The sequence below is a fragment of the Ruegeria sp. E8 genome, from assembly GCF_056533985.1.
Genome location: NZ_JBQFOY010000007.1, coordinates 34,917 through 47,448 on the forward strand (window position 1 = coordinate 34,917; position 12,532 = coordinate 47,448).

Below are 12,532 nucleotides of genomic sequence, written 5' to 3' on the forward strand. Positions count from 1 at the left end.
TCGCATTGATTGACTCGTGGTCGGCTCAAAGCCTCCTAACCCGTTCGCGCCCGCTTGGCAAAGCCCCGCTTTGGGCTTAGATCGGGGATATGGCAAAGAACAAATTCCACGATGGCCCCGGCCCGTCCCAACGACAGCTGCGCGTCGGCGAACTGATCCGCCGCACCCTGTCCGAGGTGCTGGCGCGCGGAGATGTCCACGATCCCGACCTGAACCGCATGTCGATCACCGTGGGTGAGGTACGCACCTCGCCCGATCTGAAGATCGCTACCGCTTATGTGCTGCCTCTGGGCGGCAAGGGGCAAGAGGACGTGATCGAATTGCTCGCCCGCAATAAGGGTGAGTTGCGGCGTATGGTCGGCAAGAAGGTCGGCCTGAAATTCTCGCCCGATCTGCGGTTTCGTCTGGATGACACGTTCGACCGTCTGGACGACACCCGCCGCATGTTCGATCAGGACGCGGTGCGCCGCGATCTGGACGAGTGATCCGCACTCTGGTCTCGATTGGCGCGGCTCTCTGGGCCGCGCAAGCTGCTGCGGTGACCTGCGAAAAGGTTACCCATGAAAACAAGCGGTATACGGTCTGCGAGGTGGATGCCTCTGCCGCAGACCTGCGCCTGTTTCTGAATGATGAAGACGGCGAGTTACTGGGGCACTTTTCTTCGGTGAACGAGGCGCTGGCCCCTGACGGCAAACGCCTGGCTTTTGCGATGAATGCGGGCATGTATCACGACGACCGCTCACCCGTCGGACATTATGTCGAAGACGGTCAGGAACAGATGCGGGTGATCCCAAATGCCGGACCGGGCAATTTCGGCTTGCTACCGAATGGTGTGTTCTGCATCCGCGAGGGCCGTGCTGACGTGTTCGAGACGCTGGCCTATGTCGATCAGGCCCCTGAATGCCGGTTCGCCACCCAGTCCGGCCCGATGCTGGTGATCGATGGGGAATTGCACCCGCGCTTTCTGCCCGATTCGACCTCGGTTTATGTGCGCAATGGGGTGGGCACCAGCGCAGATGGGACGCGGGCGGTGTTTGCGATCTCGGACGATTATGTCACTTTCCACGAATTCGGCAGTCTGTTCCGCGATGTGCTGAAAACGCCGAACGCGCTGTTTCTCGACGGCAATATCTCTCGCATGTATGAGCGCGCCAGCAGCCGGTCGGACATAGGGTTCTCGCTGGGTCCCATCGTGGGCGTTGTCGAGGACGCACCCTGAATTTGACAGCGTGATGGCGATCCGCTAGGTCGCGCGCCTCAGCAAGATTCAAGGTGCAGAATGGGACGCAAACGCAAGGGCCGCGACATTTCCGGTTGGCTGGTGGTGGACAAGCCCGCGGGCATGACCTCGACCGCTGTGGTCAACAAGGTGCGTTGGGCGATGGACGCCAAGAAAGCTGGCCATGCGGGCACGCTGGACCCCGAGGCGACCGGCGTTCTGGCTGTGGCGCTGGGTGAGGCGACCAAGACCGTTCCCTACATCACCGATGCGTTGAAAGCCTACACCTTCACCGTCCGGCTGGGTCAGGCAACCAACACCGACGATGCCGAAGGCGAGGTGATTGCCGAAAGCGATGCGCGACCGTCGGATGAAGACATCAAACAGGCGCTGGCCCCGTTTCTGGGCGATATCATGCAGGTGCCGCCGAAGTTTTCAGCCGTGAAGATCGACGGTCAGCGCGCCTATAAACTGGCCCGCGATGGTGAGGATGTGGAATTGTCGGCCCGCCCGCTATGGGTCGAGGAGTTGATTCTGGTCGACCGCCCTGACGAAGATCACGTCGTGCTTGAGATGACCTGCGGCAAGGGTGGATACGTCCGGTCCATCGCCCGCGATCTGGGCGCGGCTCTGGGGTGTCATGGACACGTCAGAGAACTGCGCCGCATCTGGTCCGGTCCGTTCGAGGTCGAAGACGGCCTGTCCATCGAGCAGATCGACGAGATGGCGAAAACGGCTGCACTGGATGACTACCTGCACCCGCTGGAAACCGGCCTCGCCGACTTGCCCGAACTGAAATGCACACCCGAAGGTGCCACCCGCCTGCGCAATGGCAATCCGGGCATGGTTCTGGCCTCGGACGTTGAATATGGCGACGAAGCATGGGCCTCGATGGATGGCAGAGCCGTGGCAGTGGGCATCTACAAATCCGGTGAATTGCATCCTAGCCGGGTGTTCGTCACCGGGTCCTAAGCCGCCATCTGAAGCTTGTTGCCCAATCTGAGAATCTCGGACACCAGCAGGTCCAGATCCTCGGGCCGTGTCCGATGGTTGTTAACGGCAACCCGCAGGCAATGCTTTCCATTAACTGTTGTATCCGACAGGACAGCCGTCCCCTCTTCCTGTAGATGCAACATGATCTCGGTATTGATCACCCGCAGCGTTTCGGGGTTCAATCCACCCGGATCATAGCGGAAACAGACGATGTTGATATTGGTCGGAAACATCAGTTTCAGCCTGTCCTGCCCCTCGATCAAACCCGTCAAGTATTGGGCTTTTTCAATATCCTGATCGATGAGCCTGCCGAACTTCTGCACACCGTGTTCGCGCAACGACATCCACACCTTCAACGCCCGAAATCCGCGTGACGTCTGTATACCGTAGTCATGCAGGAAAGCGGCCCCCGCGACGCCTCGGGTCTGAGGTTTCAGATATTCCGGCGTCAAGGTGAAGGTTCCGTGATGCGTGTCGTGATCCCTGACCAGGGCGCACCCGACCTCGAACGGGGCATGCAGCCATTTATGCGGATCCAGCGCAACGGAATCCGCCCTCTCGATCCCGGCCACGCGCCAGCCATTTTCGGGTGCGATTGCAATCAGCGCGCCAATGCAACCATCGACGTGGAACCACAGCCCCTCTGCCGTGCAGAAATCGGCGATTGCTGTCAGATCGTCGATTGCCCCAGTGTTCACCGTTCCCGCCGTGGCGATGACGCAAGCCGGGTTCAGCCCCGCATCACGGTCCTGCGCGACCATCTCGCGCAGTGCGTCGAGCTCCATCGTCAAATCGTCCCGGGTCGGAACCCGACGCAGCGCCTGATCGCCAAGACCAAGGGTCTCAAGTGACTTTTGATGGCAGCTGTGCATCTGGTCCGAGCCGTAATACCGCATCGGACGATCCATCGCCGCCACACCAAGCTGCCGCATGTCGATCCCCGATTTCGCATTTCGCGCGACCGTCAGACCAATCATGTTCGCCACACTGCCGCCGCTGACAAGCGTACCACTGGCCCCATCGGGGAGGCCGATCATCTCGCGCAGCCAATCGACCACCTGCCGGTCGATCAGGGCCGCTGCATGGTTGCCGCCGCCCAGATTAGACCCCTGAACTGCGGCCAGAAAATCCGCCATGGCCCCGGTGAAGTTGCTGGCCCCCATGTACCAGCCCCAGAAACGGGGATGGATATTGCCCATCGGATAATCCATCACACGGGTGCCCACATCGTCCATCAAGTCAGCCAGAGGCATCCCCTGCTGCGGCGCGGACGTGTCAAAGCTGTTGCGAATGTCAGACGGCATATCCTGCCAGATAGGACGATCCCGCACGTCGCGAGTGTGATCCAGCGCCATGTCCAGCATGGCATGCGCCAGCTTTCGCGTCTCTTCCCAATCTGCCGGATCAAGTGTTTCGAAATTCATCTTCAAACCCCCAGAAGAACCAATCAAATGCCGGAAGGTTAACACAGGAAGGGATGGCAGGCATCAACCCTTGAAAAACAGGCCGAATCCAGCCACACCCGGCCCATGATCACCCGCTCCCACACCAAGGGCGACGCGCCCTCGACCGCCGTTTATTCCGATTGCGAGAAGTATCGCTACAGCCTGACCCGCATTTGGGATGCGGGTGGGCGCAAGGCGCTGTTCGTGATGCTGAACCCCTCGACTGCAACAGAGGTGCAGAACGATCCGACGGTCGAGCGCTGCGAACGCCGTGCGCGGGCGTTGGGCTTCGGCGCGTTTCAGGTCACCAACATCTTCGCCTGGCGCGATACCGACCCGCGCAAGATGCGCGCCGCCTCCGATCCGGTGGGGCCCGCGAATGATGCGGCCATTCTGGAGGGCGTCGACTGGGCCGATCAGGTCATCGCCGCCTGGGGCACACATGGTGCGCATCTGGAGCGCGGGCCAGCGGTTGAACACCTGCTACGTGAAACCGGACAGCCATTGTTTCATCTGGGTCTGACCAAGGACGGGCACCCCAAGCATCCGCTCTATATCGCCTACACCCAACAGCCCGAGCAATGGTGACAAATACCAACCATTTCGATGGCCAGACTTTGACCCGATGCCGATTGCACAGGATTTTCACACTCAGAGCTTTTCTGCATCGCCGGGAGGCTGGTCTTCGCCCGCAGATTCCCTTTGCCATTTACCGCAAATGCGCCTATACGCGCCCATCCGCATCGGAATCGGTGCGGTTTTCTCCATGGGCCTGTGCTGGACGACATCCCGGCCTGCGCCATCAACTCTAACCTTTAAAGGAGACCCCGATGTCGATCACTGCCGCTGAAAAAGCACGCGTCATGAAAGAATTCGCAACCAAAGAAGGCGACACCGGTTCGCCTGAAGTCCAGGTTGCAATCCTGACCTCGCGCATCACCACCCTGACCGAGCACTTCAAGACTCACAAGAAAGACAACCACGGTCGTCGCGGTCTGCTGAAGATGGTTGCCCAGCGCCGTAAGCTGCTGGACTACCTGAAGGGCAAGGAAGAAGCACGTTACCAGGACCTGATCAAAAAGCTGGGCATCCGCCGCTAAGATCAGAACTGATCAAATTGATATCAAACGCCCGCCGAAACAGCGGGCGTTTTTTTTGGTGTTGCTGTGTAGCCAGGGCTGGAAGGCCCTGCATGCAGGTGCGTCGCTACATCTTTGCCTTTTCCGATTTAAGCGCCAGCCATAGGCAGTAGCACATAATCAGAACCACCAACGTGAACGGGATGCCCGTTGACACCGCTGCGCCTTGCAAAGCCGCAAGGCCGCCTCCCAAGAGCAGAGCGATTGCCACCAGACCCTCGAGCGTACACCAGAACACCCGTTGGACCACCGGAGCATCCATCTTGCCTCCGGCAGTAATGGTATCAATCACTAACGAACCTGAATCCGAAGAGGTCACAAAGAACACAACGATCAATATCAGGGCGATTGGTGCGATGATGCCATAGAGCGGCAGTTCCTTTAGGAAACCGAACAGGGCGCCCTCGGGGGCGTAGCTGTCGATCACGGTGGCGCGGACGCCCTCGGCTCCGCCTGCGTTCAGCATGTCGATCGCGGCACCACCGAAGGTCGACATCCACAGGGCGCAGACCGCCGTGGGGGCCAGTAGCGCGCAGAGGATGAACTCACGCACCGTGCGGCCCTTGGAAATACGGGCGATGAACATGCCCACAAAGGGCGACCACGCGATCCACCAGGCCCAATAGAAGGTCGTCCAGCCATGGAAGTAACTGGTGTCTTCTCGCCCGAACGGATTGGACAATGCCGGAAGGTGCGTCACGTAATCTACCATGACGTTGAAATACCGCGCGATGGCCGTGCCGACGCCTGTGACGACGATCACAAAGATGAACAGGCCCACGGCCATGATCATGTTGATCTCACTCAGCCGTTTGACACCTGCATCCATACCCATCAGGACTGATCCCAACGCAATCAGAGTGATGCCAATGATCAGCAGGACTGTCACGGTCGGACTGGGTTCGATGCCAAACACTTCGTTCAGCCCCGCCGCAACCTGTTGCGCCCCAAGACCCAAAGAGGTCGTCAGGCCGAACAAGGTGGCAAAAACCGCAAGCGTGTCGATCATATGACCCCACCAGCCCCAGACACGCTCGCCTAGGATCGGATAAAAGGCCGAGCGCAGGGTCAGTGGCAGGTTCAGGTTATAAGCGAAGATAGCAAGGCTCAGGCCTACAGCTGCATAGACCGCCCAGCCTTCCAGACCCCAATGATGAATGGTGCCAACGACGCCTATGTACTCGTTGCCTGGAACAGCGATGTCGATACCCAGGGGCCGTGCGTTCCCGTCTTCGGCAAAGTTGTAGTAAACCGGTTCCATCACACCAAAGAACAGCAGGCCGATACCAATACCGGCCGCGAACATCATCGCGATCCATCCGGCATAAGAATAATCAGGCTTGGCGTCTTTGCCTCCGATCCGCACGCTGCCGACGGGCAGGATGATCAGAACGAGGCAAAACAGGGTGATTGCATCCACCGAAAGTACCAGAAACCAGTCAAACGTGCTGGTCAGCCAAGGCCGAAGCCAGCCAAAGAACGAGGCGGCAGCCTCTTGGTTGGCCAATGCGATCAGAACGAACGCAAAGATCAGGATACTCGAGATCAGGAAGACTGGGTTGTGGATGTCCAGACCAAATGGCCGGACGTTGTCCTGCCCCAGTTCATATTCCGTTTCGAAGTCGTAAATCCGGGGGTCCGGATCCAGCATCTTCTTTGTTTGTGCCATTCGATTGCCCTTCTGTTCGCTATCTGCAAACGCCAAGGTATTCGGTCAGCGGACGGTTATGAGATAGTTACCCCCTTGGCGCGTTTCCGTCATTTCGACCGCGGGCTTTATGGTAAAAGCTTATACTGCCTTCATATTTATACAAAATGCATTCAAATTTTACGATGTTAGCGATGCAGGTGGGCCTTGAACTCTAAGGTCACCAACCATGATGAAACTTGGTGCTCTGCCATTAACCATTTTTGTTGCGGTTATAAATTTGCGCCTGTTGGAGAAACGGTTACTTGTCTCAGCATGATCCGGCCACCCTATGCGGTTTCTCTTTCCTTCCAACGCATTCTCATGTATGCGCGCGAGTATCTGAGACGTTGTGCCCTGACCCCGGCACTCGAATGGAAGATAAAGTGGGGTCGGCGGCAATGGGGCCGCCATGCAAACGGGAGACCCGGAGGGCCGGGAGTGCTCCCATCTAGGATACGCATATGTTTGATGTAACTAAGAAATCGATGCAGTGGGGCGAAGAGACGCTGACACTGGAAACCGGCAAGGTTGCCCGTCAGGCGGACGGCACCGTGATTGCCACGCTGGGCGAAACCAGCGTCATGGCAAACGTGACCTTTGCCAAGCAACAAAAGCCCGGTCAGGACTTTTTCCCGCTGACCGTACATTACCAAGAGAAATACTATGCCGCCGGTAAGGTTCCGGGCGGCTTTTTCAAGCGCGAGGCGCGCCCGACCGAGAAAGAGACGCTGACCGCGCGTCTGATCGACCGTCCGATCCGCCCGCTGTTTGTTGACGGCTTCAAGAACGAAGTTCTGGTCATGTGCACCGTGCTGTCGCACGATCTGGTCAATGATCCCGACATCGTTGCAATGATCGCAGCGTCTGCTGCGCTGACCATTTCCGGCGCGCCGTTCATGGGCCCGATCGCCGGTGCCCGTGTTGGTTTCGTGGATGGCGAATACGTCCTGAACCCGACCGTGGACGACATGCAGGACCTGCGCCTGAACCCCGAACAGCGTCTGGATCTGGTTGTTGCCGGCACCAAGAACGCCGTGATGATGGTGGAATCGGAAGCGTACGAGCTGTCCGAGGCAGAGATGCTGGGCGCCGTGAACTTCGCGCATGAGCAGATTCAGCCGGTTCTGGACCTGATCATCGATCTGGCCGAAGAAACCGCGAAGGAACCGTTTGAATTCGAGGCGCCTGATTATTCGGAACTGTACGCCGCCGTTGCAGCCGCCGGTGAAGAGCAGATGCGGGCCGCTTTCGCAATCACCGACAAGCAAGAGCGCACCGCCGCTGTTGCCGCTGCCCGTGAAGCGATCAAGGAAGCGCTGACCGAGGAACAGCTGGAAGACGGCAACCTGGGTTCGGCAATGAAAAAGCTGGAAGCCGGCATCCTGCGCGGCGATGTCGTCAAAGGCGGCAAGCGGATCGACGGTCGCTCGACCACCGACATCCGTGGGATCGAAGCCGAAACCTCGATGTTGCCTCGTACGCACGGGTCTGCCCTGTTCACCCGTGGTGAAACGCAGGCGCTGGCCGTGACCACGCTGGGCACCGGCGACGACGAACAGTTCATCGATGCGCTGCATGGCAACTTCAAATCGAACTTCCTGCTGCACTACAACTTCCCGCCCTACTCAGTTGGTGAAGTTGGCCGCGTTGGCGGCCCTGGCCGTCGTGAAATCGGCCACGGCAAGCTGGCATGGCGCGCCCTGCAGGCGGTTCTGCCTGCGGCGACCGACTTCCCCTACACGATCCGCATCGTGTCGGAGATCACTGAATCCAACGGCTCCAGCTCGATGGCGTCGGTCTGCGGCGGTTCGCTGTCGATGATGGACGCGGGCGTCCCGCTGAAAGCACCGGTTGCCGGTGTGGCCATGGGTCTGATCCTGGAAGATGACGGCAACTACGCCATCCTGTCGGATATTCTGGGTGACGAAGACCACCTTGGCGACATGGACTTCAAGGTTGCAGGTACCGAAAACGGCATCACCTCGCTGCAGATGGACATCAAGGTTGCGGGCATCACACCCGAGATTATGGAGAAAGCCCTGGCGCAAGCCAAGGACGGCCGTATGCACATTCTGGGTGAAATGGGCAAAGCCCTGTCCGAGACCAACGAATTCTCAGTCCACGCGCCGCGCATCGAGACCATGAACATCCCGACCGACAAAATCCGCGAAGTGATCGGTTCGGGCGGTAAGGTCATCCGTGAAATCGTTGAGGTTTCCGGTGCCAAGGTCGACATCAACGACGACGGCGTCATCAAGATCGCCTCGCCTGACGGTGAATCGATCAAGAAGGCCTATGACATGATCTATTCGATCGTGGCAGAGCCGGAAGAAGGTCAGGTCTACACCGGTAAAGTGGTCAAGATCGTCGACTTCGGCGCCTTCGTGAACTTCTTTGGCAAGCGCGACGGTCTGGTCCACGTGTCCCAGATCGAAAACCGCCGTCTGAACCATCCATCGGATGTTTTGAAGGAAGGTCAGGAAGTGAAAGTCAAGCTGCTTGGCTTTGACGACCGCGGCAAGGTTCGCCTGTCGATGAAAGTGGTCGATCAGGAAACCGGCGAAGAGATCGTTCCCGAGAAGAAAGAAAAGAAAGAAGAAAGCGCAGAGTAATCTGTCGCTCCTTTAAAGCACCAAGGACCCCGGTTTCCGCCGGGGTCTTTTTTCATTGGGACTATTGCGATTCAGGGCCGCTCGTCTTTGCGCTGGACTTTACTGAGTCACAAACGGTGGGCTTACCGGCCTGCTGTGATGAAACAGGACGTAGTGCCGCTTCCCTGCTTGAGCTCGGAAAAAACGACGCTCGCACTGCGCCCGTCCGACAAAGCGCCCGTCGCCTTTACTGGCACGACAAAGTCGCCATTGGGAATACGTTGCGTTTTGTAGCTGCCCGTCAAACCATTCGCGCAGATAAAATCACCTGAGATCCGGCGTGCAAGACTTGCCGAGTACTTGCCCGAGCAAACGGTTTCTTGCGTCTGCAGACAAAAGTTGCCTCTGACTGGCGCTCCGGTGAACCACGCCACGCCGGCAACTGCGGACCCGTCTGACAGGGTGCCCGATATCTCGTTATAAAATCCCGAATACTCGACATTTCGCTCTGCGCGTTCGCTGGATGGATCTTCGGCGCACCCGAACAGAACGAAAGCAGTTGCCGCCCAAGCGGCACTTACCTTTTTGGAAATCAACGTCATACCATACCCTTAATATCAATGTTATGCGCGGGTTCCTGACCTCGCTAAATTCGGATAATGCGCGCTAAACGTTGAAACAAGTGTATTCCTCGGTGCTTGAAACGGGAATTGTCAGAGCGCTCTATGCCGCAATCCCGGACGGCCCGTGTTTCATCACATGCCATTGGCCATAACTGTCGTTCAGATCCAATTTGATCGCTGCGTCCGCCTTGGTCGAGGCGCTGCCGATCTCGGCCAGGGTGAATTCAATACCGCCGGGGATGTCGATCCGTACACGATGCGGCCCGCCGCCATGCGGTGCTTGAATCGGCTCTCCGGTGGATTGAAGGACGTCACCGATTGAGACTCTGGCCGTACGCCCCTCCATGTCCATTTCGAAATCAATCGGCACATACAGGGTGTCGTGAACGGTTTTGCACATGGCCCGGAACACAAACCAATGCGTTGCCATTTCTTGGGTTTCTTCACCGTGAAAAACCTTTTCCAGCGCCGATCGCTGAGCCTCTGAGGCACCGGGGTCGATGATCACTTGCATCTCGCCGCCGCCCTCGAAGATCGGACCGGGCCAGGCATAGATCAGCGCGGCCTTCGTGCCCGCAAGGTCGGTATCGCCAAAATGCCCCTTGGAAACTTCCAGAACCTCGAATCCGCGGCAATTGCCGTGGGTCGGCAATTCCTCGAACTGGCAAGGACAGGCATAACCGCAATTGCAGTTCCCGAACGCATCGCCTTCTACGTACCAATCTGTAAATGCCATCGTCATCTCCTGTTCAAAACAGTCAGAAAACCCGATGTCGCTGGCCGCGTGCCTGTATTTCCCCCGGAAACAACCTACCACAAATTTAGCAAGATCAGAACCTGACAGCCTGAAACGGCCATCGGATGGCATAAACCTTGGTTCAATTCACCCCATTTCAACCAAAAGCCAATCGCAGCGCCCCTTCCCCGTCCCCAGTTCAACCGCATCGCCACAACGCAAAAAGGAGATGCGATATGGAAACCTTGAAACTGCTGACCCTAACTGGATTGATCGCAACCACACCGGTTCTTGCCTTGGCCAATGTCGGGTTGGGTGACAAACTGGGCACCAGCGAGGCCGAAATTCGCGCGACACTTGAAGCGCAAGGATACCAGATCGAAGAGATCGAATTCGAAGACGGTGAGATCGAGGTTGAACTGCTCAAGGATGGGGTGGAAACTGAACTGGTTCTGACCGAGACTGACGGCGTGGTGACAGCCATCGAACTCGAAGAGGACGACGACTGAATTTACTGTATCCAAGGAGCCGTATGAAAATCTCTCAAACGACTTTACTCTGGCTCCTTCTGGTGGTGCAGGCCCTCTGCGCCGCCTTTTTCATGGCGGATGCGGCACTGGACTGGACAGGCGGCGAAAGCGCCGGGTTTCGCCTCCTGCATTCGTTCGAGCTGTTTCTGGCGCTGGCCCTTGTCGGGGGTTTAAGCGCCACTATCGCCCTAATCCGGTCCCAGACCAGACGCGTGCGCGACATGCAACGGCAGCTGCGTGTTGCACAAGGGGCCTTCGCCCAGATCATCGAAAGCCAGTTCAGCGAATGGCAGCTGAGCGACGCCGAACGCGACGTGGCCCTGATGTCGATCAAAGGCCTGTCCATCGCTGAAATCGCGGAAATGCGACAAACCAAAGAGGGAACGATCAAGGCGCAAAGTGCTGCGGTCTATCGCAAGGCAGGCGTGTCCAGCCGGTTGCAGTTGCTCAGTTTTTTTGTCGACGAACTTCTGTCCGAGCCATTGGTGAAAGACGCCCCGGATCCCTCAGATCAGTTCTCCTGAGCCCGCAGCAGGGCCTACCTGCACAACTGCGCGTTTATTCACTCACACTCCCCTAAAAACCTGTGAACTGAAGTGAAGGCCTCGCGCCTTTCCTTTTTGCCCGCTTTGCCCACATCCGAACCATGCGGACTTCGGAACAATGGAGATGGTAATGTTCACGCGCCTCATTCTTGCCTCAACGGCTCTGGCTATCAGCTCAACGGCGCTTGCCGCGCAGAGCCTGGGCGATGGCACCTATATTCAGGGCTTCATCGGCTACAGCCAGCTGCAGGACAGCAATTTCTCGGGCACCATCGGTGGCTCGACGCAATCGGTCGACACGGATTTCGACGCCGGTTTCGGTCTGGGTGTAGCGATCGGTAAAGAGATCCCGCAATGGTCCAATGACAGTATCGGAACGCGGGTGGAACTGGAACTTTCCTATCGCGACAATGACGTGGACGGCGTGAACTTTACCGGCAACGGTCCGGGGGCCGAGGGCAATATCTCGGGCGATGTCTCGCAGACCTCGCTGTTTGCCAATGTGTTATTCGATTTCAAACAGGCAGGTGCACTGACACCGTTTGCCGGGTTTGGTCTGGGTGCCACCTATTCGGACCTGAACTTTGCTTATGGGCCGGGTGTGGCGCTGGATGACAGCGATACCACATTTGCAGCCCAACTGATCGCCGGTGTGGCCTATGACATCAATGCGTCTACTGCCTTTACCGTCGATGCGCGTTATGCGCGGGCGTTCGACGTTTCCTCACAGCGTCTGGCCCCGAACGGAGCTTTGACCGGCACCGTCGAAGATGATCTGGACACATTCAGCGTCAATTTCGGGCTTCGCTACAACTTCTGATCGCGTTGGGCGTCAGGTTTCTCACCGGTTTTCTGTCGCCTTCTTGCCCTCGTGCCTCAGGCGCGGGGGCATCCGGATAAAACAACTCATGTCGGATGTACCGTAGAGCGCCATGTCCACAACAATCGCCTGCTTCATCTGGCTAAAAATATCCTCGGGGGGAATCGTGCCTTCAGGCGCGATGGGGGGCAGACAGCCCCC

13 protein-coding genes are annotated in these 12,532 nt (G+C 57.9%); 9 read left to right on the forward strand and 4 right to left on the reverse strand.

Annotated elements, in window-relative coordinates; genetic code table 11:
- Positions 1-89: 89 nt before the first annotated feature.
- Genes rbfA through truB form a run of 3 tightly spaced genes read left to right on the forward strand, consistent with a single transcriptional unit; the run spans position 90 to position 2,191 of the window.
- Positions 90-485 carry a 30S ribosome-binding factor RbfA gene (rbfA, locus tag ACR0LF_RS11330; RefSeq protein WP_170562172.1) on the forward strand — a complete coding sequence of 132 codons (396 nt, stop codon included), beginning with the start codon at positions 90-92 and terminating at the stop codon, positions 483-485.
- Positions 482-1,219 (forward strand): phosphodiester glycosidase family protein, encoded by a 738-nt coding sequence (locus ACR0LF_RS11335; RefSeq protein ID WP_480579878.1) that lies wholly within the window; start codon positions 482-484, stop codon positions 1,217-1,219. Before rbfA ends, ACR0LF_RS11335 begins: the two co-directional genes overlap by 4 nt.
- Before the next feature lie 60 nt (positions 1,220-1,279).
- Entirely contained in the window at positions 1,280-2,191 is a 912-nt protein-coding gene (gene truB / locus ACR0LF_RS11340) for a tRNA pseudouridine(55) synthase TruB (RefSeq protein ID WP_480579876.1), read from the forward strand.
- Here truB and ACR0LF_RS11345 read toward each other — a convergent pair.
- Positions 2,188-3,636 (reverse strand): pyridoxal phosphate-dependent decarboxylase family protein, encoded by a 1,449-nt coding sequence (locus ACR0LF_RS11345; protein WP_480579874.1) that lies wholly within the window; start codon positions 3,634-3,636, stop codon positions 2,188-2,190. The two genes, truB and ACR0LF_RS11345, sit on opposite strands and share 4 nt — an antisense overlap.
- Positions 3,637-3,741: 105 nt before the next feature.
- Between ACR0LF_RS11345 and ACR0LF_RS11350 the strand changes: the two genes are divergently transcribed.
- Positions 3,742-4,245, forward strand: coding sequence for a DUF1643 domain-containing protein (locus tag ACR0LF_RS11350; RefSeq protein ID WP_480579872.1), 504 nt, complete (start codon positions 3,742-3,744; stop codon positions 4,243-4,245).
- A gap of 242 nt (positions 4,246-4,487) precedes the next feature.
- On the forward strand, positions 4,488-4,757 hold the full coding sequence (gene rpsO / locus ACR0LF_RS11355) for a 30S ribosomal protein S15 (RefSeq protein WP_039528663.1): 270 nt from the start codon (positions 4,488-4,490) through the stop codon (positions 4,755-4,757).
- Between the two features lie 106 nt (positions 4,758-4,863).
- Here the strand turns inward: rpsO and ACR0LF_RS11360 are convergent, their stop codons facing one another.
- Positions 4,864-6,465 (reverse strand): BCCT family transporter, encoded by a 1,602-nt coding sequence (locus tag ACR0LF_RS11360; protein ID WP_480579869.1) that lies wholly within the window; start codon positions 6,463-6,465, stop codon positions 4,864-4,866.
- A gap of 482 nt (positions 6,466-6,947) precedes the next feature.
- On the opposite strand from ACR0LF_RS11360, the gene pnp reads away from it, so the two are divergent.
- Complete coding sequence (gene pnp / locus ACR0LF_RS11365) at positions 6,948-9,098, forward strand: polyribonucleotide nucleotidyltransferase (protein ID WP_480579867.1); 2,151 nt, start codon at positions 6,948-6,950, stop codon at positions 9,096-9,098.
- 122 nt (positions 9,099-9,220) lie between these two features.
- On the opposite strand, the gene ACR0LF_RS11370 is transcribed toward pnp, so the two are convergent.
- Both ACR0LF_RS11370 and ACR0LF_RS11375 read right to left on the reverse strand, forming a co-directional pair.
- Positions 9,221-9,679 (reverse strand): hypothetical protein, encoded by a 459-nt coding sequence (locus tag ACR0LF_RS11370; protein ID WP_480579865.1) that lies wholly within the window; start codon positions 9,677-9,679, stop codon positions 9,221-9,223.
- Between the two features lie 121 nt (positions 9,680-9,800).
- Positions 9,801-10,436 carry a DUF1326 domain-containing protein gene (locus ACR0LF_RS11375; RefSeq protein WP_480579863.1) on the reverse strand — a complete coding sequence of 212 codons (636 nt, stop codon included), beginning with the start codon at positions 10,434-10,436 and terminating at the stop codon, positions 9,801-9,803.
- A gap of 236 nt (positions 10,437-10,672) precedes the next feature.
- On the opposite strand from ACR0LF_RS11375, the gene ACR0LF_RS11380 reads away from it, so the two are divergent.
- The 3 genes from ACR0LF_RS11380 to ACR0LF_RS11390 all read left to right on the forward strand — a co-directional run bounded on the left by ACR0LF_RS11380 (position 10,673) and on the right by ACR0LF_RS11390 (position 12,331).
- Positions 10,673-10,945 carry a PepSY domain-containing protein gene (locus ACR0LF_RS11380; protein ID WP_480579861.1) on the forward strand — a complete coding sequence of 91 codons (273 nt, stop codon included), beginning with the start codon at positions 10,673-10,675 and terminating at the stop codon, positions 10,943-10,945.
- A gap of 23 nt (positions 10,946-10,968) precedes the next feature.
- On the forward strand, positions 10,969-11,490 hold the full coding sequence (locus tag ACR0LF_RS11385) for a helix-turn-helix transcriptional regulator (RefSeq protein ID WP_480579859.1): 522 nt from the start codon (positions 10,969-10,971) through the stop codon (positions 11,488-11,490).
- 151 nt (positions 11,491-11,641) lie between these two features.
- Positions 11,642-12,331, forward strand: coding sequence for an outer membrane protein (locus ACR0LF_RS11390; protein WP_480579857.1), 690 nt, complete (start codon positions 11,642-11,644; stop codon positions 12,329-12,331).
- Positions 12,332-12,532: the final 201 nt, after the last annotated feature.